22 protein-coding genes are annotated in these 19994 nt (G+C 65.5%); 13 read left to right on the top strand and 9 right to left on the bottom strand.

Translation table 11 applies throughout. From position 1 onward, the window contains the following. Positions 1-65 precede the first annotated feature (65 nt). The 7 genes from AC3WUF_RS16770 (at position 66) to AC3WUF_RS16800 (ending at position 6954) form a co-directional block, all read left to right on the top strand. On the top strand, positions 66-662 hold the full coding sequence (locus AC3WUF_RS16770; protein ID WP_492427687.1) for an HvfX family Cu-binding RiPP maturation protein: 597 nt from the start codon (positions 66-68) through the stop codon (positions 660-662). A 114-nt stretch (positions 663-776) separates the two neighbouring features. Continuing rightward, positions 777-1109, top strand: coding sequence for an HvfA family oxazolone/thioamide-modified RiPP metallophore (locus AC3WUF_RS16775; protein WP_492427689.1), 333 nt, complete (start codon positions 777-779; stop codon positions 1107-1109). Positions 1110-1166: 57 nt separating this feature from the next. Then, the gene (locus AC3WUF_RS16780) at positions 1167-2018 is read left to right on the top strand and encodes an HvfB family MNIO-type RiPP peptide maturase (protein WP_492427691.1); all 852 of its coding nucleotides are present in this window, start codon (positions 1167-1169) and stop codon (positions 2016-2018) included. Then, on the top strand, positions 2011-2772 hold the full coding sequence (locus AC3WUF_RS16785) for an HvfC family RiPP maturation protein (protein WP_492427693.1): 762 nt from the start codon (positions 2011-2013) through the stop codon (positions 2770-2772). The genes AC3WUF_RS16780 and AC3WUF_RS16785 overlap by 8 nt, the downstream gene beginning before the upstream one ends. A 67-nt stretch (positions 2773-2839) precedes the next feature. After that, on the top strand, positions 2840-3994 hold the full coding sequence (locus AC3WUF_RS16790; RefSeq protein ID WP_492427695.1) for a hypothetical protein: 1155 nt from the start codon (positions 2840-2842) through the stop codon (positions 3992-3994). Positions 3995-4052: 58 nt separating this feature from the next. Then, complete coding sequence (locus AC3WUF_RS16795) at positions 4053-5651, top strand: peptide chain release factor 3 (RefSeq protein ID WP_492427697.1); 1599 nt, start codon at positions 4053-4055, stop codon at positions 5649-5651. Then, positions 5632-6954, top strand: coding sequence for an MFS transporter (locus tag AC3WUF_RS16800; RefSeq protein WP_492427699.1), 1323 nt, complete (start codon positions 5632-5634; stop codon positions 6952-6954). The genes AC3WUF_RS16795 and AC3WUF_RS16800 overlap by 20 nt, the downstream gene beginning before the upstream one ends. Positions 6955-6999: 45 nt before the next feature. On the opposite strand, the gene AC3WUF_RS16805 is transcribed toward AC3WUF_RS16800, so the two are convergent. The 3 genes from AC3WUF_RS16805 to AC3WUF_RS16815 all read right to left on the bottom strand — a co-directional run bounded on the left by AC3WUF_RS16805 (position 7000) and on the right by AC3WUF_RS16815 (position 9791). After that, positions 7000-7644 carry a VOC family protein gene (locus tag AC3WUF_RS16805; protein ID WP_492427701.1) on the bottom strand — a complete coding sequence of 215 codons (645 nt, stop codon included), beginning with the start codon at positions 7642-7644 and terminating at the stop codon, positions 7000-7002. A 104-nt stretch (positions 7645-7748) separates the two neighbouring features. After that, positions 7749-9080, bottom strand: coding sequence for an MATE family efflux transporter (locus AC3WUF_RS16810; protein ID WP_492427703.1), 1332 nt, complete (start codon positions 9078-9080; stop codon positions 7749-7751). Continuing rightward, entirely contained in the window at positions 9081-9791 is a 711-nt protein-coding gene (locus tag AC3WUF_RS16815; RefSeq protein WP_492427705.1) for a hypothetical protein, read from the bottom strand. It abuts the gene before it with no gap. 44 nt (positions 9792-9835) lie between these two features. Between AC3WUF_RS16815 and AC3WUF_RS16820 the strand changes: the two genes are divergently transcribed. Further along, positions 9836-10108 (top strand): acylphosphatase, encoded by a 273-nt coding sequence (locus AC3WUF_RS16820; RefSeq protein WP_492427707.1) that lies wholly within the window; start codon positions 9836-9838, stop codon positions 10106-10108. Positions 10109-10147: 39 nt separating this feature from the next. On the opposite strand, the gene AC3WUF_RS16825 is transcribed toward AC3WUF_RS16820, so the two are convergent. Then, on the bottom strand, positions 10148-11143 hold the full coding sequence (locus AC3WUF_RS16825; RefSeq protein WP_492427709.1) for an acyl-ACP desaturase: 996 nt from the start codon (positions 11141-11143) through the stop codon (positions 10148-10150). Between the two features lie 109 nt (positions 11144-11252). After that, on the bottom strand, positions 11253-11804 hold the full coding sequence (gene folE / locus AC3WUF_RS16830; RefSeq protein WP_492427711.1) for a GTP cyclohydrolase I FolE: 552 nt from the start codon (positions 11802-11804) through the stop codon (positions 11253-11255). 119 nt (positions 11805-11923) lie between these two features. Between folE and AC3WUF_RS16835 the strand changes: the two genes are divergently transcribed. Beyond that, on the top strand, positions 11924-12724 hold the full coding sequence (locus tag AC3WUF_RS16835; RefSeq protein WP_492427713.1) for a ParB/RepB/Spo0J family partition protein: 801 nt from the start codon (positions 11924-11926) through the stop codon (positions 12722-12724). A 180-nt stretch (positions 12725-12904) separates the two neighbouring features. Continuing rightward, positions 12905-13663, top strand: a complete 759-nt coding sequence (locus AC3WUF_RS16840) for a M48 family metallopeptidase (RefSeq protein ID WP_492427715.1) — start codon at positions 12905-12907, stop codon at positions 13661-13663. 185 nt (positions 13664-13848) lie between these two features. Here the strand turns inward: AC3WUF_RS16840 and mnmG are convergent, their stop codons facing one another. From mnmG to AC3WUF_RS16855, 3 genes are all read right to left on the bottom strand, one after another. Next, positions 13849-15738, bottom strand: a complete 1890-nt coding sequence (gene mnmG / locus AC3WUF_RS16845; RefSeq protein ID WP_492427717.1) for a tRNA uridine-5-carboxymethylaminomethyl(34) synthesis enzyme MnmG — start codon at positions 15736-15738, stop codon at positions 13849-13851. Positions 15739-15829: 91 nt separating this feature from the next. Further along, complete coding sequence (locus tag AC3WUF_RS16850; RefSeq protein ID WP_492427719.1) at positions 15830-16249, bottom strand: hypothetical protein; 420 nt, start codon at positions 16247-16249, stop codon at positions 15830-15832. Next, a complete protein-coding gene (locus tag AC3WUF_RS16855; RefSeq protein WP_492427721.1) occupies positions 16216-16539 on the bottom strand; it encodes an Mpo1-like protein in 324 nt (107 codons plus the stop codon). The genes AC3WUF_RS16850 and AC3WUF_RS16855 overlap by 34 nt, the downstream gene beginning before the upstream one ends. 93 nt (positions 16540-16632) lie before the next feature. Between AC3WUF_RS16855 and rimK the strand changes: the two genes are divergently transcribed. Next, positions 16633-17538 (top strand): 30S ribosomal protein S6--L-glutamate ligase, encoded by a 906-nt coding sequence (gene rimK / locus AC3WUF_RS16860; RefSeq protein WP_492427723.1) that lies wholly within the window; start codon positions 16633-16635, stop codon positions 17536-17538. A 13-nt stretch (positions 17539-17551) separates the two neighbouring features. Here the strand turns inward: rimK and AC3WUF_RS16865 are convergent, their stop codons facing one another. Next, positions 17552-18685 (bottom strand): glycerophosphodiester phosphodiesterase family protein, encoded by a 1134-nt coding sequence (locus AC3WUF_RS16865; RefSeq protein WP_492427725.1) that lies wholly within the window; start codon positions 18683-18685, stop codon positions 17552-17554. A gap of 265 nt (positions 18686-18950) precedes the next feature. Here AC3WUF_RS16865 and ndhC point away from each other — a divergent pair, with 265 nt between their 5' ends. After that, on the top strand, positions 18951-19337 hold the full coding sequence (gene ndhC / locus AC3WUF_RS16870; RefSeq protein ID WP_492428421.1) for an NADH-quinone oxidoreductase subunit A: 387 nt from the start codon (positions 18951-18953) through the stop codon (positions 19335-19337). Positions 19338-19354: 17 nt separating this feature from the next. Continuing rightward, entirely contained in the window at positions 19355-19993 is a 639-nt protein-coding gene (locus tag AC3WUF_RS16875) for a NuoB/complex I 20 kDa subunit family protein (protein WP_492427727.1), read from the top strand. Position 19994: the final 1 nt, after the last annotated feature.

Here is a 19994-nt window from a genome sequence, read left to right on the forward strand (position 1 = left end):
ACGCGGGGACACAGTCTGCCGGTGATCCACTGGCTACGATGCTTGCCTCGAATGAGGAATGCGCAATGCTGAAGCTGATGACTCGGGTGCAAGGGCTGCTGGATCGCAGCCGCGCGGTGGATTTTCTGGCTCCGCTGCTGCTGCGCGCCTATCTGGTGCCTGTGTTCTGGATGGCCGGTATCAGCAAATTCAATGACTTCGACGCGACTGCCGAATGGTTCGGCAATCCGGAATGGGGTCTTGGCCTGCCTTTCCCGACCGTGCTCGCCTTTCTCGCGGCGGGCACCGAACTGGCCGGTTCGCTGCTGCTGGCGCTGGGTCTGGGCGTCCGCCTGATCACCCTGCCGCTGATGGCGACGATGATCGTCGCGATCTTCACCGTGCACATCGAGCACGGCTGGCTGGCGATTGCCGAATACGCCGGTCCGTTCGCGACCGAGCGAACCATGATGGCGATCGACCGTCTAAACGAGGCCAAGGAGATCCTGCGTGAGCACGGCGACTACGAACATCTGACCGATCAAGGCAGCCTCGTGATCCTCAACAACGGCGTCGAGTTCGCGGTGACCTATCTGATCATGCTGTTGTCATTGTTCTTTACCGGCGCCGGTCGATATTTTTCGATCGACTATTGGATCCAAAAGCGTCTGACAGCCGTATAGGTCGTTGAATCGATATGTAAGGGACTCGTAACTTTTACGTGTCATCCCAGCAGTGCAGCATCCATTTTTGCTATACCCGGCCACCTCGGCCATAGACCCCGAAGGAGAAACACCATGACCATGAATCGTAAACCGCTGGTTATCGCGCTCGGCACCGCTTTCGCTCTGACCGGCGCTGTTGCGCAGGCTTCCGTGTTCCAGACCGCCGACCTCGGCGCCGGCTACATGGTTGCCTCGGCGGGCGATGCGGCCAAGGCCGGTGAAGCCAAGTGCGGCGAGAAGAAGGCTGGCGAAGCCAAGTGCGGCGAGAAGAAAGCCGAAGGCAAGTGCGGCGAAGGCAAGTGCGGCGAGAAGAAGGCCGAAGGCAAGTGTGGCGAAGGCAAGTGCGGCGAGAAGAAAGCCCACGACGCCAAGGCCGCCGAAGGCAAGTGCGGCGAGAAGAAGTAAGCGCACAGGCATGAACCAATGGCACCGGGTTCGTCCCGGTGCCATTCTTGTCTTCCGATGAAAAAATCCACATCAGCCGTCAGCGGCGCCGGCCTCGGCCTGCGGCGCGCCTTGCTGGAGCCGCTCGCGGCGCAGACAGCGGCGGGCGTGGGTTTTCTTGAAGTCGCGCCGGAAAACTGGATGCGTGTCGGTGGCCGCATGGGCAAGCAGTTCCGTGCACTGACCGAGCGCTACGCGTTTTCGACGCATGGCCTTTCGCTGTCGATCGGCTCGCCGTCCCCGCTGGACGAAACCTTCGTCGGCGAAATCAAACAATTTCTCGATCGGCATGGTATTGCCGACTACACCGAGCATCTGACGTTCTGCTCGGACGATGGGCATCTCTACGACCTGATGCCGATCCCGTTCACCATGGAGGCGGTCGAGTACGTTGCCGCGCGCGTGCGCCGCGTGCAGGACATACTCGAGCGTCGCATCGCGCTGGAGAACGCCAGCTACTACCTGCCGCTGGGCACCGAACTCAGCGAGCTTGAATTCATCCGCGCGGTTGTCGAGCGCGCCGATTGCGACCTGCTGCTCGACGTCAACAACGTTTACGTCAACAGCATCAATCACCGTTACGACCCGCGCACGTTCATCGACGGCCTGCCGCATGAGCGCGTGCGTTATGTGCATGTCGCCGGACATTACGTCGAGGCCGAAGATCTGCGTGTCGACACGCACGGCTCGGATGTCATCGATCCGGTCTGGTCGCTGCTCGATCACGCCTACACGCGGGTCGGTGTGCAGCCGACGCTGCTGGAACGCGACTTCAACATTCCGCCGCTGGCCGAGCTGCTCGGCGAAGTCGAGCGGATCCGTGCAATCCAGGCGCGCCATGCGCTGCCGGAGCAACGCGCGCATGGCTGATGCGGCATTCCAGCGCCGCCAGTTCGAGTTCAGTGCACATCTGCGCGATCCCGAGCGCAACGCCTGCAGCGGCGTCGAAGACCGCCGGCTGAAGATCTACCGCGAGTTGTTCTACAACAACGTCGAGGATTGTCTCGTCAGCGCCTTTCCGGTGTTGCGGAAGATTTCCAGCGACGCGGTCTGGCATGCGCGGGTTCGCGACTTCTACGCGCATCATCGCAGTGCGGCGCCGCAGTTCCACCGCGTGCCGGAGGAATTCCTGCTGTTCCTCGAGAACGGCCGTGGCGAGCACGCGGACGACCCGCCGTTCCTGCGCGAGCTGGCGCATTACGAATGGGTCGAGCTGGAGCTGTCGATCTCGCCGCTGGAACTGGGGCTGGATCTGGCCGATCCGAACGGCGATCCGATGGCCGGTGTGCCGATGTTGTCGCCGCTGGCCTGGACACTGGCCTACCAGTTCCCGGTGCAGCGCATCGGTCCGGACTTCCAGCCGCAGCAGCCGGATCCGCAGCCCAGCTATCTGATCGTCAATCGCGACCGCAACGACCGCGTACGCTTCCTGGAGATCAACGCGGTGACAGCCCGCCTGACCAGCCTGATCGAAGCGGCGCCGGAGGCGACAGGGCGCGAGCTGCTGCTGCAGATCGCCGGCGAGCTGGCGCATCCCGAGCCTGAAGTGGTCGTCGCCGAAGGCGCAAAAATCTTCGAACAGCTGCGTCATCGCGATATCCTGCTCGGTACCCGCCGCCGCTGAGCGTTCAGCGCGGAGTCGCCGAGCCGGAATTAAATTTGGCCGGTATTTGATCTGCCCGCTGCCGACTGTGTCTTTTCCGCGCTACGCACTGCCGATCCTGCTGTGCCTCGTTCTGGCCGCCTGCGTCGGTCGCGACGCGCGGGATGGCGGCGAGCCCGCCGGGCCGCTGGCGTGGAACCGCTTCGGTATCGCCAAGGCCGAGTTCACTGGCACCGGTCCGCTGCAGCAGAGCGACCGTCGCCGTCTGGTCGACAGCCGCCTCGCGGTGCAGAGCGAGCGCGATCTCCTCAAGCTCAGCTCGCGCTACGAACTGGTCGGCGGTGATCTGTTCGTCGAGGACAGCCCGACTTTCGTCAGTGCCCAGGCGCCGGGCCCGCTCGGCCGCCAGGTCGTGCAGCAGCAGCTGGAGGCGCGCGCGCCGGCGGCGCTGGACATTCCCCTGAGCCTCAAGGTCCAGCAGCAGCAGGAAACCCGCCTGCTGGCGACCGCCGAATCCGCCGAACTGGCGCAGCAGAGCGCCGAGCTGAAATGGGCGCCGGCCGCCGCCGACGTCTCGCTGAGCTGGTTGCAACGCAGCGGTGTTGCTCCGGCGCTGCTCAGCTGCGACGTGCAGGGCGCGGTGCGCTTCTCGCGCTTCAGCGGCGGCGGTGTTCCGGCCGTGCAGCTGCGCGGCCGCGACTGCGACGTCTTCAGCTCCCGGCTGCCGATGATCAGCAGCGCGCGCAGCTGGTCCGCGTCGCTGCAGTGGCAGCTCGCCCAGGACGAAACCGTGCTGCGCCTGATGTCGCTGCAGCCGCAGGTCGGCGCGCTGGGTGCGGCGCTGCCGATCGATCCGGCGTACGAGCTGGGCGTGCTGCGCATGCAGACGATCGGCATGTGGCAGGCGACGCTGGATCTGGCGCTGCGGCGCGGCAGCAGCTCGCCGGTGCATCAGGCGCAGGCGGACTGGACCGCCAACGCCAAGCTGCGCCGGCGCGTCCGCCAGCTGGATCTGTCGGCCGGCTACCGGGCAGGCGCCGGCGACGACTGGTTCCTGCCGGCCGAATCGACGCCCAACGACCGTTTCGAGCTGGGCATGAGCCTGACGCCCTGGCTGGACCGCATGCTGCCGCTGTCCGGCCTCGACGCGGGCGTCACCTATGCCTGGCTGCGGACCGCGACGATGCCGGGCGAGGTCAACGAGGACGGCCTGCTGCAGGGCAAGATCCGCTGGCGTTGGTGAGTTTTCCAGCACGGGCGGCGCAGTTTCCTTAGAATGCGCGGCTTCCCCGGAGGTAGTCATGAGTGTCATTGCCGAGCGCGCGGCCAAAAGGCGCACGTTCGCCATCATTTCCCACCCTGACGCGGGCAAGACCACGCTGACCGAAAAGCTGCTGCTGTTCGGCGGTGCGATCCAGCTCGCCGGCACGGTCAAGGGCCGCAAGGCGAGCCGCCATGCGACCTCGGACTGGATGGCGCTCGAACAGCAGCGCGGCATCTCGGTGACGACCTCGGTGATGCAGTTTCCGTACAACGACTGCATCGTCAACCTGCTCGACACGCCGGGTCACGAAGACTTCTCCGAAGACACCTACCGCACGCTGACCGCGGTCGACTCCGCGCTGATGGTCATCGACTGCGCGAAGGGCGTCGAAACCCGCACGATCAAGCTGATGGAAGTCTGCCGTCTGCGCGACACGCCGATCGTCACCTTCATCAACAAGCTCGACCGTGAAGGCCGCCAGCCGCTGGAACTGCTCGATGAAGTCGAGAAGGTGCTCGGCCTGCACTGCACGCCGATCACCTGGCCGGTCGGCATGGGGCGCGACTTCAAGGGCGTGTATCACCTGCTCGAAGACCGCTTCTATCTGTATTCCGGCGACAAGCATCGCGTCTCCGAGATCGAGACGATCGACGGCCTGCACTCACCGGGTCTCGAAGCGCGTTTCGGCGCGGTCTACCGCACGCTGCTCGACGAAGTCGAACTGCTGCAGATGGCGGGCACCGAGTTCGAGCTCGACAAGTACCGTGCCGCGAAGCTGACGCCGGTGTTCTTCGGCTCGGCGATCAACAACTTCGGCATCCGCGAACTGCTGAACGGTTTCACGCAGTGGGCACCGCCGCCGCAGCCGCGCAATGCGCGCTACGCCGACACCGAGCGCAGCGTCGAAGCCGACGAGCCGAAGTTCAGCGGCTTCGTGTTCAAGATCCAGGCCAACATGGATCCCAAGCATCGCGACCGCGTGGCGTTCCTGCGCGTCTGCTCGGGCGTCTATCGCAAGGGCATGCTGCTGCACAGCGTGCGCCTCAAGGGACCGGTGCGCATCGCCAATGCACTGACCTTCATGGCCAGCGAGCGCGAGACGGTTGAAGAAGCGTACCCCGGCGACATCATTGGCCTGCACAACCACGGCACGATCGCGATCGGCGACTCGTTCACCGAAGGCGACGAGCTGCGTTTCACCGGCGTGCCGAACTTCGCACCGGAGCTGTTCCGTCGCGTGATCCTCAAGGATCCGCTGAAGGCCAAGCAGCTCAACAAGGGTCTCGACCAGTTGTCCGAGGAAGGCGCGACGCAGGTCTACCGTCCGGTGACGAACAACGACATCGTGCTCGGCGCGGTCGGTGTGCTGCAGTTCGACGTCGTCCAGTACCGCCTCAAGGACGAGTACGGCGTCGATTCGGTGTTCGAGCCGGTGCAGGTCAGCATGGCGCGCTGGGTCGAGTGCGATGATCCGAAGAAGCTCAGGGAATTCCGCGACAAGAACGATACGCGCCTGGCGCTCGATCACTATGGCGATCTGGTCTACCTGGCATCGAGCCCGGTCAACCTGAGCATGGCCAAGGAACGCTTCCCGGACGTGCGCTTCCTCGAGACGCGTGAGCACGGACAGGTCTAGCGCACAGGGTCCGTCGCGGCGCGACGCCTACGCCGCGCTGAGATACCCGGAGTTCGTCTGCCTGATCGGCGGCAGCTTCCTGCTGACGCTGGGCATGCAGATCCAGCAGATCGCGCTGGCCTACGAGATCTATCTCGTCACCCGCGATCCGCTGTCGCTGGGTCTGATCGGCCTGGCCGAGGCGATTCCATTCATTTCGCTGGCCCTGTTCGGCGGCCATGTTGCGGACCGCTTCGACAAGCGCCGCATCCTGCAGATCTCCATTGCGGTGATGTTGCTGGCGTCGGTACTCCTCGCGGTGATTTCCTGGGAGCCGGTGCGCGCGCAGCTGTCGCAGCACGCCTGGCTGATCCTCGCGTACTCGACGATCGCCGTGCTCGGCTTCGCACGCGGCTTCTATTCGCCGGCGATGTCGTCGCTGCGCGCCTTCCTGATTCCGCGCGCGGTGTACGGCAACGGCGCGACCTGGAGCAGCACGTTCTGGCAGGCCGGCGCGATTCTCGGCCCCATGGCCGGCGGCCTGATCTACGCGGCCAGCAACCTGAGCGCGAGCCTGGTCGTCGTGGTTGTCCTGCTGCTCGGCGTGCAGTTGATGCTGCAGCAGGTCAAGCCGCGGCCGGTCGTCGCCAGTCCCAACGCGCACGAGAACATCTGGACCAGCCTGCGCGAAGGCCTGCGCTATGTGCGCGGCACGCCGGTGATCTTCTACGCGCTGCTGCTCGACATGCTGACGGTGCTGTTCGGCGGCGTGGTCGCGATCCTGCCGGTGTTCGCCGAAGACATCCTCAAGGTCGGTCCCGAGGGCCTCGGCGTGCTGCGCTCGGCGCCGGCGGTAGGCGCGATGCTGACGATCATCTTCTGCGCGTACTTCCCGCCGCTGCGCAACGCCTGGCGCAACATGCTCTACGCCGTGCTCGGCTTCGGCGCGGCGACGCTGGTGTTCGCGCTGTCGACCAATCTGTGGCTGTCGGTCGCCGCGCTGTTCCTGACCGGCGCCTTCGACAGCGTCAGCGTCGTCGTCCGCAATACGATTCTGCAGATCATGCCGCCGGATCATCTGCGCGGCCGCGTGCAGGCGGTCAACAGCATCTTCGTGTCGACGTCGAACGAGATCGGCGCCTTCGAATCGGGTCTGGCGGCGAAGTTGATGGGCACCGTGCCGTCGGTGATCTTCGGCGCCGTCATCACGCTGGGCCTGACCGCCGACACCTGGCGTCGTACGCTCGCCTTGCTCGGCATCCGCCTGGATGCCGAACATCTGGCGACTCAGGAAGCCGTCAAGGAAATCGCCGAGAAGACCTGAGCCGGGATGCCGCGCTGTTTGCGCGCGGCATCCCGATGATGAAGCTCAGCCCGACTTGCCGCCGAGGTGGGTCGCAAAGGTCCAGTGATAACCGTCCGGATCGACGTAGCAGGCGATGCGATCGCCCCAGAACTGATTGGCCGGAACCTGCAGCACCTGCGCGCCGGCCGCGGCCGCTTGCTGGTAATGCTTGTCGACATCGGGTACGTACACATAGAGCGACAGCCCGATGCCGCCGGTGTCGCGCGGCGGACGCATCTCGCTGCCCATGCCCTGCGGCGCGAACATGATGCAGGCGTCGCCCAGGCGCATGCCGGCGTGGGTGATCTCGCCCTGCTCGTCGCGCATCGGTTGGTTCTCGGAACGGAAGCCGAAGGCCTTGCCATAGAACTCGAGGCTCGCCTGGCCATTGCGCACCGTCATGTACGGCGACAGCGACGGCCAGTTGCCGGGGCCGCCGTCCTTGGGCTTGGCGACTTTCGCGCTGACTTTCTTCGCAGGCTTCTTCGCGGCCGTCTTGCGCGGCGGCGCCTTCTTCGCGGCGGGCTTCTTCACAGCCGCTTTCTTCTTCGTCGCGACCTTGGTTTTGACCGCGGGCTTCTTCTTTGCTGCGGCTTTCTTCGGTGCCGCCTTCGATTTCGCCGCGGCTCGCTTCGGCGCCGCTTTCTTCTTGGTTGCCTTCTTCGCCATGTTCATGCTCCTCATGTCGGGGAGCCGAGCTTAGCGCGTGCTAGCGCTGGCAACTATCGCGATCGCCGTGGCAGTCAGTGTCGCGATTCAGACAGTGTCGCGATTCAGACGCGATGCTGCAGCCATCCGCGACCTTGCCAGGCAGCAATAAAGATGCCGGCTTGCAGCAGCCGATAGCTGCCCATCGCAATCCAGATCGCCGTCAGGCCGAGCCCGAGCACGGGGCCCAGCAGATACGCCAGCGGCAGGAACAAGCCCCACTGCAGCCCGGTCGCAACGGTCATCACCAGGCGCGCGGCGCCGACGCCGAGCAGGCCCTGCATCAGCACCAGGCCAAGGCCGTCGAGCAGGATCGTGGCGCCGACCAGGCGGAGCGGCACGACGCCGATCTCGACCAGCGCGGGATCGCGCAGGAACAGCGTCAGGATCGGCCGCGTCGCGAGCAGCATCGCCACGGCAAGCGCGCCGAAGATCCACGCACCGACGCGAAACACGTCCCAGGGCCACCGATAGGCGTCGGCCGGTTCGCCGCGGCCCAGCGCCTGCGCGCTGAGAGTTGCAGCGGCGATGCCCAAGGCGATGCCGGGCAGGATCGCGGTCAGCGTGATGTTGGTCAGCACGTTGGCGACCGCCAGCTCGGCCGTGCCGACGCGGCCGATGATCCAGAACAACACGGCGAAACCGCCGGCGAACAGCAATTGCTGGATCGAGGACGGCAGCCCGAGGCGCAGCAGGCTGCGGAACTGGTCGGCGCTCGGCCGGCGCTCGAGAAACCCCTGCGCGCGCGCATGACGGTGGCCGAGCAGGAAGTACTGCGCGGTGCCGACGAAGATCGCCAGCGTCGTGCCGAGGCCGGCGCCGGCGGTGCCCATCTGCGGCAGACCGAACAGACCGTGGATCAGCGTGTAGCTGAAGATCACGTTGAGGATGTGCATGGTCAGCAGCGTCTGCAGATAGAAGCCGCTGAGCTTGGCCGCGCTCCAGTAGCCGCGGAACGAGAAGTTCATGCCGACCGCGACGACCGCGACCAGGCGCCACTGCAGATACGGCACGCCTTCGGCGACGACGCCGGGGTCCTTGACCATCGCACTGAAGATTGCCGGCGTCGCGAGGATCAGCACGACGGTCAGCGGCAGGCCGATCAGCAACGACAGCAACAGGCCGCCATTGAGCGAGGCCGCGGCTTCGTAGGCCTTGCCTTCGCCGATGCGGCGCGCGGCGATCGCCTGCACCGCCGGCGAGAATCCAGTGATGAAGGCGACGGCGATGAAGTTCAGGAAGCCGGCCAGACCGGTCGCGGCCAGGGCGTTGGGGCCGAGCCCGCCGACCATCCAGGTGTCGACCAGATTCAGCAGATTCTGCGAAGCCATGCCGCCGAGGATCGGCAGCGCGAGATTCAGGACTTCACGCCGCCGCTGCGGATCAATCGGCCGCACTTATTTTTGTTGCGCGGTGTTGACGATGGCGGCGGCCAGCGAGAATGGCTTGTCGCCGAGCATCTCGGCCAGACGCGGCGGCAGATGGCGCTTGTCGATCTGCAGCACCGACACCTGCGCGAAGCCGTCGGCGGCCTGGCCGCCCCAGGTTTCCGCGACCGGCGCATCGCTGCTGCGCTTGGGCACGATGCCGAGCGCGCGCAGCTTGTCGGCCTGCGGCAGCAGCTGATGGCTGCCGTCGGCCAGCGACGCGGTCGAGGCCTGGATTTCGACGAAGGTGTTGAGGTCGAGCTGCAGCAGCGGCTCCGACAGTGCGCGGACGGCAGGAATCTCCAATGCGCGCTGCGCGGCACGTTGCAGCGCGCCACCGAGTGCCGCCGCGCCGCGCTGGCTCAAGCTCAAGGCCGTGCCGGTGTTCGATGTCAGCGCCGCTCGGTCCGAGACCTTGGCCTGACTCAGCGCCGGGCGCAGCGCGCTCGCGAAATTGGTCTGGATGTGGGCGCGCAGGCGCAGGCGTTCGCCGTCGGCCTGGGGCTCGTTGATCATCTGCAACTGGATGCGCCACAGCGGCTGGCCCTGGCCGACCGGCAATTCGGCGGCGAAACTCAGCTGGTCTTCCGCGCTGGCCGGCGGCGCGGCATGATCGCCAGCCCATTGCGCGACGCGCTGGTTCAGGCGCGCGCGCAGACCCTTACGGATGCGCTTGAACATGTGCGATCCGCACTGGCGATCGTGCTTCGGGAATCATCGACATCATGGCCACATCATATCGCTTCAGCGTCCGCGGCCGCGTCCAGGGCGTGTTTTTCCGCCAATCGACGGCGGATGCCGCCAATCGCCTCGGTTTGAACGGCTGGGTGCGCAATTGCCCCGACGGTAGCGTCGAGGGCCTGGCTGGCGGCGATGCCGCGGCGCTGGAAAAGCTGCGCGTCTGGCTGCAGCACGGCCCGCCGGCAGCGCGCGTCGATCAGCTCGACTGGCTGCCCAGCGATGAAACGGCAGAACAGGGATTTGGCGTTCGGCGCTGAACCGTAGCCCGGGTGAAACCCGGGTCCCCGGGCTACAACTCAGCCGCCCTTGCCGGCCGCCATCTCGAACGCGCGCTGGTAGATGAACTCGAACGAGAAACTGCGCGCGTGCGCTTTGGACTCGACGTACTCGGCCATGCGCTGCAGACGCGACGGCAGCTGCATGATCTTGTCCTGTGCGGCGCGGCCGGCGGACGACAGGCCGCCGAGCGCATCGATGGCCCAGTGCTTGACCAGGTCTTCGATCAGCTTCAGGTATTCGCGCGGGCCGTAGATGCCGGCGCGGCGTTCGACTTCCGACATCTGCGCGAAGCCGGCGATGTTGTGGCCCGGCATCGCCAGCGCCGGTGCGACGGCCGCCAGCGAAACCAGCGCGCGGTTGGTGTCGAGCTTGAGCACCGCGGTGAAGCTGTCGCGATAGAACGCGTAGTGGCGCGCTTCGTCGGCGCAGATGTGCGCGAGGATGCGCTGCAGCAGCGGGTCGTACTGGCTGGCAGCGCGGCCGGCGTTGGAGTGCGAAACCTGCGTCGCCTTCTCCTGCAGGCTGGTGTAGGCCAGCAGGCGATACGGGTCTTCCTTCCATTCCGGATTGAAGCCGGCTTCGATGTATTCGTACTGCATCTGCTCCAGCGGGCGCAGATCGAAGACGCGGGCATCGCGGACGTAGTCGCGCAGCACGCAGCCGTGGCGGTCTTCCTCGGCGGTCCACAGATTGTTCCATTCGGCCCAGACGCCATCGTGGCCCATGTACTGGGCGACCAGCCGATGGAAGTGCGGCAGGCCTTCTTCGGTCAGCAGGTTCAGCGCGAGCGCGACGCGGACGCTGTCCGGCAGGCCGCGCGCACGCTCGCGCATGATCTTCAGCTCGGCGTCGTAGTCGATATCGGACAGGTCGCAGGCCGGCAGCAGTTCGCTCGGCATCCACAGCTTGCGGCTGTCGCGATGACGCTGCATGAACTCGGCCACTTGCGGCGCCACGGCATCGAGCACCTCACGCTGGGCGAGCAGGTCGGGGTTGACGGAGTTTGCGAGCATCACGGAAATCCTCGGTTCGGCGCATGACACAGCTAATACGCTGGTCAAAGTGTAGCCGGATTCAAAAGCGGACTGTCCAGTTCCGGATGCGGTCGGCCAGTCGGCGCGGCTAGCGGTTGCCGCTGCGGATCAGATCGAGAAATTCCTGACGCGTCCGCGGATCGTCGCGGAAACGGCCGATCATCATCGACGTGATCATGCTTGAGTTCTGCTTCTGTACGCCGCGCATCATGGCGCACAGATGCTTCGCTTCGATGACAACCGCGACGCCGACCGCGCCGGTCACGCGCTGGATCGACTCGCCGATCTGCTTGGTGAGGTTTTCCTGGATCTGCAGGCGCCGCGCATACATGTCGACGATGCGCGGGATCTTCGACAGGCCGATGACCTTGCCGCTCGGCAGGTAGGCAACATGCGCCTTGCCGATGAACGGCAGCAGGTGATGCTCGCACAGGGAGTACAGCTCGATGTCCTTGACGATGACCATCTCGTCGTTGCTCGACTCGAACACCGCGCCGTTGACGATTTCGTCGATGTCCTGCTCGTAGCCCTGGGTCAGGAATTCCATCGCCCGTGCCGCGCGGTGCGGCGTGCGCAGCAGGCCTTCGCGATCGGGGTTTTCGCCGATGGCTTCGATGATGGTGCGGAATTGTTCTTCCATGGTCTTCCATTGCGAACAAGGCCTTGCAGCCGGTTTCGCGAGTCGGTCGGACGCGCATTATTCCACGATGGGCGATATCGATTCTGTGGCGTCCGCCGTCGCGGCCTTACAATGCCCGCATGAGCAACCGGAAGGCCGCTGTCGAAGTCCGCGAGATCCCGATCGATCTGATCCGCCCGGGCAGTCAGCAGGCGCGCCGCAACTTCAACCCCGAGGCGCTGCGCGAGCTGGCCGAGAGCATCAAGGAATCCGGTGTCGTGCAGCCGGTCGTGCTGCGCACAAGGGTCTGGGGTTACGAGCTGCTGGCCGGCGAGCGCCGCTGGCGCGCGGCGCAGCAGGCCGGCCTGCATGAGCTGCCCGCCGTCATTCGCGACGATCTGTCGGATACCGAAGCCTTTGTCGTCGGCCTCATCGAGAACCTGCAGCGCGAGTCGCTGACGCCGATGGAGACCGCCGCCGGCCTCAAGCGCCTCGGCGAGCTGTTCAGCCTGACCCATGAAGAGATCGGCGAGCGCGTCGGCAAGTCGCGCGAATACGTCAGCAATACGCTGCGCCTGCTCAATCTGTCCGAGCCGGTGCAGGCCCTGGTCAATTCCGGACACCTCAATCCGGGGCACGCCAAGGTGCTGGCCGGCGTCGTGCTCGAGGAGCAGGTGCGCTGGGCCGATGAGGTGATCCGCCACAAGCTGTCGGTACGCCAGCTGGAGCGCAAGCTGGCGGCCACCCGCGACCGCAAGATCGTCTTCAAGCCGGCCAAGGCGGGCGACTGGAAGCTGCTCGAACGCGAGCTTTCGGATCTGCTGGCCTGTCCTGTGACTTTGCAGGCCGGGCGCGACGGCAAAGGTGAACTGCGCGTCAAGTTTCATTCCCTCGATGAACTCGACGGAGTGCTTGATCGCATTGGATATTCCGCCCGATGAGCCGCAGCCTGAATCTCCCGTGAACTTTATCTACAGATGACGGGGATAAGCTTGTGGATAAAGCCGATGTGCGACGCAACAAAGTGTGATGTTTGAAGGGCGCGCTACGGGCATGAACAAAAAGTTACCGTTTCAGGTCGGGGCTGTCACAAACGCCAGCGAGGTCCTCCGGTGGCCGGCGTGAGCGACCAGCTCGATCTGTTCCGCAGCGATTACCGGCTGCGCGAAAAGCTCAGCGACCGCGCGCGCAGCATCCGTCTGGAAGTCCGCCCCGATCGCGAAGTACTGCTGATTTATCCGCGTTGGGTGCCGCGTCGCGAGGCGCTGGAATTTCTTGCTTCGCGTGATGCCTGGGTGCGCGAGAAGCTCGACGAATACGCCGCGCGCGATGCCGGCAATCCCTTGCCGCCGCCGGCGCGCTGGGACGGCACCGACGAAATTCTCCTGCGCGGCCAACTGGTGCCGGTCTGCGTCGAGGCCGCCACCCTGAAGCGCGTGCAGGTGCGCGTCGAGACCGAGGCCATCACGATCTTCGCGCCGTCCGAAATCTGCCGAAGCGCGCACAAGCTGGAGCTGATCCTCAAGCGCGAGCTGATGCAGCGCGCCCAGGTCGACGCGCGGCGCATGCTCGATGAGGAAGCTGCCCGCCTGGGCGTGCGCTGGACCCATCTGCAGATTGCCGACCCGCAGACCCAATGGGGCAGTTGCAGCGCGGACGGCTCGATCTCGCTGTCCTGGCGCCTGATCATGGTGCCGCCGGTGGCATTCCGTTACGTGGTCATCCACGAGCTTTGCCATCTGGTCCACATGAACCATTCGGATCGCTTCTGGGCGCTGGTCGAAAAACAGATGCCCGACTATCTGCCGCACAAGCTGTGGCTGCGCGACCAAGGCGGACGCCTGCATCACTATCTGCCGAAGCGGCAGCGGCGCGCCTAGCCCGCAAAAGCATCGGGCAAAAAAGAACCCACCTGCTGGGGGGAGCCGGTGGGTTCTGGGACCCTGCGGGGGGAAGCAGGGTTGGGAGTGCCCGGTAGCGCTTGTTGGGGGCTGGCGGCTACCGGTGACTCCAGATTAATCCGCCGCCTTGAATCTTCGCTGAACGGATTGCTTCAGGTTCCGGGTCATGCAAAACGCCGCAATCCGCCGCGTTTTTTCAGGTGAACCAGCAGCAGCGAAACCGCGGCCGGCGTGATGCCGGCGATGCGCGCAGCCTGGCCAATGGTCTGCGGGCGATGGCTGATCAGCTTCTGGCGCACTTCGGTCGACAGGCCGGTGACTTCGGCGTAGTCCATTTCCAGCGGCAACGGCGCATTCTCGTAGCGGAGGTTGCGGTCGATCTCGGTCTGCTGGCGCTGGATGTAGCCGGCGTACTTCGCCTCGATCTCGACTTGCTCGGCCACCACCGCGGCGGTGTCCTGCGGCACCAGGCCCAGCTGCTGGAGCGTCGCGTAACTGCCTTCCGGGCGGCGCAGCAGGTCGAGGCCGGACAGGCCGCTGTCGTTCGGCGGCTCGCCGAAGATGCCGACGATGGCCGGATCGCGCAGCTGCGCAGGCTTCAGCCACAGCGACTTCAGGCGTTCGCGTTCACTGGCGATGGCTTCGCGTTTGGCGTCGAAGGCCGCCCAGCGTGCATCGTCGACCAGACCCAGCTCGCGGCCGGTCGTCGTCAGGCGCAGGTCGGCATTGTCTTCGCGCAGCAGCAGGCGGTGCTCGGCGCGCGAGGTGAACATGCGGTACGGCTCGCTGGTGCCGCGCGTGATGAGGTCGTCGACCAGTACGCCGATGTAAGCCTCGTGGCGCAGCGGCGTCCAGCTCGGCAGCTCGCGCGCCTTGCGCGCGGCGTTGATGCCGGCGAGCAGACCCTGTGCCGCGGCCTCTTCGTAGCCGGTCGTGCCGTTGATCTGGCCGGCGAAGAACAGGCCCGGCAGCGGCTTGGTTTCCAGCGAGGACTGCAGATCGCGCGGATCGAAGTAGTCGTACTCGATGGCATAGCCGGGCCGTGTGATGCGCACGTTCTCGAGGCCGACCATGCTGCGGACGAAGCGCTCCTGCACGTCGTAGGGCATCGAGGTCGAGATGCCGTTCGGGTAGATCTCGCGGGTGTTCAGGCCTTCCGGTTCGAGGAAGATCTGGTGGCGGTCCTTGTCGGCGAAACGGTTGACCTTGTCCTCGATGCTCGGGCAGTAGCGCGGCCCAGTGCCTTCGATGACGCCGGTAAACATCGGCGAACGGTCGAACGCGCCGCGGATGATGTCGTGGGTTTGCGTGTTGGTGTAGGTGATGTGGCAGCTGATCTGGCGCGGCTGGTCGGCGTGCGAGCCGACGAACGAGAACACCGGACGCGGCGTGTCGCCCGGCTGCTCGGCGAGCACTGACCAGTCGATCGTGCGGCCATCGAGGCGCGGCGGCGTGCCGGTCTTCAGGCGCCCGACGCGCGGATGCAATTCACGCAGGCGCGCAGCGAGCGGCAACGACGGTGCATCGCCGGCGCGTCCGCCAGCGTGATTGGTCAGGCCGACATGGATGCGGCCGCCGAGGAAAGTGCCGGTCGTCAGCACGACGCTGCGCGAGAAGAAGCGCAGGCCGAGTTTGGTGACGACGCCACACACCGCGCCGTGCTCGACGATCAGGTCTTCGACTTCTTGCTGGAACAGCGTCAGGTTCGGCTGGTTTTCCAGCGCGCTGCGCACATACGCCTTGTACAGCGCGCGATCGGCCTGGGCGCGGGTCGCGCGCACGGCGGGGCCTTTCGAGCCATTGAGGGTGCGGAACTGGATGCCGGCATGGTCGGCGGCGCGCGCCATGATGCCGCCGAGCGCGTCGATCTCCTTGACCAGATGGCCCTTGCCGATGCCGCCGATGGCCGGGTTGCAGGACATCTGCCCCAGCGTCTCGATGTTCTGCGTGATCAGCAGCGTCGCGCAGCCCATGCGCGCAGCCGCCAGCGCCGCCTCGGTGCCGGCATGGCCGCCGCCGACAACGATGACTTCAAAGCTGTGCTGATCCGACATGAGAGAACTTGAGGTGCCGCGGAAAGGGCGGTGATTTTATGCTCACCGAGCAGATTTGCGTAGCCCGGGTGAAACCTGGGTTGGACCCGGGCTACAGGGCCTGCAGATCAGGTTCGACAAACTGCTGGCGAGCCGTATCGCTGTGCAGCCTCGCATCGGAGTAGTGCCTTGCGAGCACGGCGCGTGCGTCGGCGAGCAGATCGGCGTTTGCCGCAGCAAAAGCCGGCCAGTCCGCTGCGTCATCACCCATCCGCGCATGGATCAGCCGCAGCAGCGCCATCGTCAGCGTGTGGTGGTATTTGTCAGCCGCGCCGAGGTGCGCGACATAGCCCTTGATCAGACCGACAAAGCGCATCGACGCGGCATCGAGCGGCTGTTCGCGCAGGCACTGCCAGGCGGCGCAGACGTGGGCACGGTGATCGAAAGCGGCCGGCGGCAGCGTGCGGTCGCTGAGGCCGGCGATGAGCTCCGCGCCGGTCAGAACGGAATTTTTCCGGTCAGCGTCTGCCACCACATCTTCCAGTCGCCGAGGTAGGACTTCCAGGGATACTGGAAGGTGGCGGGCTTGTTGTGCTCGAAATAGAAATGCCCGACCCAGGCAAACGCGTAGCCCTGCACGAAGGCCACCGCGATCAGCCACCAGGTCTGCGTTGCGATCGCGTAGGCGACCAGGCACAGGCCCAGCGTCGAGCCGACGAAATGCAGGCGCCGGCAGGTGCGGTTGGAATGCTCCTGCAGGTAGTACGGATAGAACTCTTCGAAGGTCTTGTAGCTGGTTTGTGCTGGGGTGGACGTGCTCATCGCCGGCTCCTCTAAAGCGGATGGCCTCAGTATAGAAGTGACGCCGGGGGCTGCAATGGTGATATCGCATCCAAGCCCATATGCTGACGGCCCATGAAAATCGCCATCTTGTCGCGCAACCGTCGCCTGTATTCGACCCGCCGTCTGGTCGAGGCGGTGACCGCGCGCGGGCACCAGGTGCAGGTGATCGACGTGCTGCGCTGTTACATGAACATCCAGCCCGGCCGGCCGGAGATCTGGGTCGGCAAGCGGCGTCTCAGCGGGTTCGATGCGGTGATTCCGCGCATCGGCGCGTCGGTGACGTTTTACGGGACCGCCGTCGTGCGGCAGTTCGAGATGATGGGCGTCTACTCGGTCAACGAGTCGGTCGCCATCACGCGCGCCCGCGACAAGCTGCGCGCCTTGCAGCTGCTCGCCCGCAAGGGCATCGGCATGCCGGCCACCGGCTTTGCCCACTCGCCGGACGATACCCAGGGCCTGATCGGCCTGGTCGGCGGCGCGCCGATGGTGATCAAGCTGGTCGAGGGTTCGCACGGGCAGGGCGTCGTGCTCGCCGAAACGCCGCAGGCGGCGAACTCGGTCATCGACGCGTTCCGCGGGCTCGACGCCTATTTCCTGGTGCAGAACTTCGTCGCCGAGGCTGGCGGCGCCGACATCCGCTGCCTGGTCGTCGGCGACAAGGTCGTCGCGGCGATGCGGCGGGTCGCCAAGGACGGCGACTTTCGCGCCAACCTGCATCGCGGCGGGCGCGCCGAGCCGGTGCAGATCACCGCCGAAGAACGCCGCATCGCGCTGCGTGCCGCGAGGATCATCGGGCTCAATGTCGCCGGTGTCGACCTGCTGCGCACGCGGCAGGGGCCGATGATCATGGAGGTGAATTCCTCGCCGGGCCTGGAAGGCATCGAGGCGGCGTCCGGCGTCGATGTGGCGATGAAGATCGTCGAGTTCATCGAGACCAACGCGCAGCCGCACAAGACCAAGACGCGCGGCCGCGGCTGAAGCTGCTCCGCAACTAGCGGCGGCGCAGCGCGGCGCCGAGGCCCAGTCCTGCCAGCAGCGCCAGCGACAGGCCGCCAGCGCCGAAGCGGCCCGCGTCGCCGGGTTCGTTCGGCGGCGGCTCCGGCTGCTCGTCGGCCTTCAGCTGCACGCCGCGTGTGCCCGTCGGTTCCCAGGTATCGCCGGGGCCGTCCTTGCTGGTGACGCGTCCGGCGATGCCGGGGCAGCCACGCTCGAAGCCGGCGGGGTTGCCGCGTTCGGCCGCCGCAACGCCGTTGCCGGTTTCGTCGATCGCGGCGCGCAACAGGTCGGGGTTGTTGGTGAAGATGCCGTCGACGCCGAGCTGCAGCAGGCGGTCCATTTGCTGACGCGTGTTGACCGTCCAGGTGTGGACGTCGTGGCCGCCGTCGTGGAAGCGCTGCACCATGCCCGGGTCGAGCAGGATCGCCGCGGCGTTCGGGGCGAACGCGTCGATGTAGTCCGGACCGTCGCCGGCCTGTATCCAGGGCCTGGTCGTGCCGTTCGGCGTCGCGAACAGGAAAGCCGTGGGGATGGTGCTGGTCAGGCCTTTCATCCGCTCCAGACTGCCGGCGTCGAAGCTCTGCAGCAGCACGGTCGAGCTCTGCACGTTGCCGTTGCCGAGGTCGCCGGTCGCGATCAGGCCCTTGCGGGTCAGCAACTCGAAGAAGATCTGTTCGGCGCGACCGCCGGCGGAGTCCTTGGTCTCGACGTGGAAGCGCATCCGCGGGTTGATGCGCAGGTAGCAATCGAGCTGTTCCTCGAGCGGCACGATGTGAGCGCCGGCGTACTCGGGCCTGGCACTGCCCGGATTGGCGGCATTGAACCAGCTACCGAAGTCCATCTGGCGCAGTTCGGCCAGCGTGTAGCTGTCGACCCGGCCGCTGCTGCTGCCGCCGGTCGTGCGGTCGACCGTCTCGTCGTGGATGCACACCGGCACCTCGTCCTTCGACAGGATCAGGTCGCATTCGATCATGTCGGCGTCCTGCTCGATGGCCAGATCGTAGGCAAAGAACGTGTGCTCGGGCGCGTACGCCGAAGCGCCGCGATGCGCGATGGAGATTTGCGCGGCGGCGGCGGGCAGGGCGCAAAGAGCGAGGCAGAAGGCGAGCAGGCGCGGCATGGCATTCATCGGAATTCGGGAAATCCTTGCAGTGTGTAAGCCGCATGTGAAAGGCCGGTGACGCGACCGCTGGCGCACTGCGGACGCTACGCAATGTCGCGGCGCAGCATGAACTAACAGTCGGCCTAACAGGATCGCTAACTGCGAATCAGCTGCGATTTCAGCCATGCGGAGCTGTTCGGCTGAGGAAATTCATGGCAGACGTTTCGGCGTTGCCGCATTACAATATGCGTTGTTATCACCCTTCAACGTCGTCGATCAGCCGGAGCAAGCCATGGATTTTGGCCAGCTGGCGCTGTATGCAGCCTTGGTCTTGGGTCTTTGTGTGGTCATGCTCGGACTGTCTTCAGTTCTCGGGCAGAAGACCCGTTTGTCCGAATCCGGGGCTGAAGCTTACGAGTCCGGCATCATTTCCACCGGCGGTGCCCGCTATCGCCTTTCGGCGAAGTTTTACCTGGTCGCCGTGTTTTTCGTGATTTTCGACCTCGAAGCCGTCTATGTGCTGGCTTGGGGCGTCGCCGCGCGCGAAGCCGGCTGGGCCGGCTATATCGAGATCATGGTGTTCCTGACCCTGCTGCTGGTCGCGCTCGTCTATCTGTGGCGGACTGGCGCGCTGGATTGGGCACCGAAGGCGCAGAAAGCCTCCGACCGTCATTACTAAGGGACTCGTCCGCGCATATGGAATATAGCCTCAAGCGCATGGACCAGCCTGGGTCCGCGCCGTCCATCGAAGAAGAAGTCCGCAAGAGCATTTTCCTCGGCCGCCTCGAAGACATGGCGCAGGCCGCGGTGAACTGGGGTCGCAAGAACTCGCTGTGGCCGTTCAACTTCGGCCTGTCGTGCTGCTACGTCGAAATGGCGACCGCCTTCACCAGCCAGCACGACCTCGCGCGTTTCGGCTCGGAAGTCATCCGCGCGACGCCGCGCCAGTCGGACGTCATCGTCATCTCCGGCACGCCGTTCCTGAAGATGGCGCCGGTCATCAAGCGTCTGTACGAACAGATGCTGGAGCCGAAGTGGGTCATCTCGATGGGCTCCTGCGCCAATTCCGGCGGCATGTACGACATCTACTCGGTCGTCCAGGGCGTCGACACGATCCTGCCGGTCGACGTCTATATCTCCGGGTGCCCTCCGCGTCCGGAAGCGTTTCTCGAAGCGCTGATCCTGCTGCAGAACTCGATCCAGAAAGAGCGCCGCCCGCTGTCGTGGGTGGTCGGTCCGCAGGGCGTGACCCAGGTGCCCAAGCTGTCGATGCGCGACGCCAAACATGCCGAGCGCATGGCGGCGACGGATCTGCGCACGCCGGATCAGGTGTAAG

Source organism: Fontimonas sp. FW305-C-3 (assembly GCF_058783185.1).

What these genes read in the sequence shown, in the direction of transcription:
- AC3WUF_RS16770 (WP_492427687.1), top strand. Translation starts at nt 66, where the DNA reads ATGCTGAAGCTGATGACTCGGGTGCAAGGGCTGCTGGATCGCAGCCGC.
- AC3WUF_RS16775 (WP_492427689.1), top strand. Translation starts at nt 777, where the DNA reads ATGACCATGAATCGTAAACCGCTGGTTATCGCGCTCGGCACCGCTTTC.
- AC3WUF_RS16780 (WP_492427691.1), top strand. Translation starts at nt 1,167, where the DNA reads ATGAAAAAATCCACATCAGCCGTCAGCGGCGCCGGCCTCGGCCTGCGG.
- AC3WUF_RS16785 (WP_492427693.1), top strand. Translation starts at nt 2,011, where the DNA reads ATGGCTGATGCGGCATTCCAGCGCCGCCAGTTCGAGTTCAGTGCACAT.
- AC3WUF_RS16795 (WP_492427697.1), top strand. Translation starts at nt 4,053, where the DNA reads ATGAGTGTCATTGCCGAGCGCGCGGCCAAAAGGCGCACGTTCGCCATC.
- AC3WUF_RS16805 (WP_492427701.1), bottom strand. Translation starts at nt 7,644, where the DNA reads ATGGCGAAGAAGGCAACCAAGAAGAAAGCGGCGCCGAAGCGAGCCGCG.
- AC3WUF_RS16815 (WP_492427705.1), bottom strand. Translation starts at nt 9,791, where the DNA reads ATGTTCAAGCGCATCCGTAAGGGTCTGCGCGCGCGCCTGAACCAGCGC.
- AC3WUF_RS16820 (WP_492427707.1), top strand. Translation starts at nt 9,836, where the DNA reads ATGGCCACATCATATCGCTTCAGCGTCCGCGGCCGCGTCCAGGGCGTG.
- AC3WUF_RS16825 (WP_492427709.1), bottom strand. Translation starts at nt 11,143, where the DNA reads ATGCTCGCAAACTCCGTCAACCCCGACCTGCTCGCCCAGCGTGAGGTG.
- folE (WP_492427711.1), bottom strand. Translation starts at nt 11,804, where the DNA reads ATGGAAGAACAATTCCGCACCATCATCGAAGCCATCGGCGAAAACCCC.
- AC3WUF_RS16835 (WP_492427713.1), top strand. Translation starts at nt 11,924, where the DNA reads ATGAGCAACCGGAAGGCCGCTGTCGAAGTCCGCGAGATCCCGATCGAT.
- mnmG (WP_492427717.1), bottom strand. Translation starts at nt 15,738, where the DNA reads ATGTCGGATCAGCACAGCTTTGAAGTCATCGTTGTCGGCGGCGGCCAT.
- AC3WUF_RS16855 (WP_492427721.1), bottom strand. Translation starts at nt 16,539, where the DNA reads ATGAGCACGTCCACCCCAGCACAAACCAGCTACAAGACCTTCGAAGAG.
- rimK (WP_492427723.1), top strand. Translation starts at nt 16,633, where the DNA reads ATGAAAATCGCCATCTTGTCGCGCAACCGTCGCCTGTATTCGACCCGC.
- AC3WUF_RS16865 (WP_492427725.1), bottom strand. Translation starts at nt 18,685, where the DNA reads ATGAATGCCATGCCGCGCCTGCTCGCCTTCTGCCTCGCTCTTTGCGCC.
- ndhC (WP_492428421.1), top strand. Translation starts at nt 18,951, where the DNA reads ATGGATTTTGGCCAGCTGGCGCTGTATGCAGCCTTGGTCTTGGGTCTT.
- AC3WUF_RS16875 (WP_492427727.1), top strand. Translation starts at nt 19,355, where the DNA reads ATGGAATATAGCCTCAAGCGCATGGACCAGCCTGGGTCCGCGCCGTCC.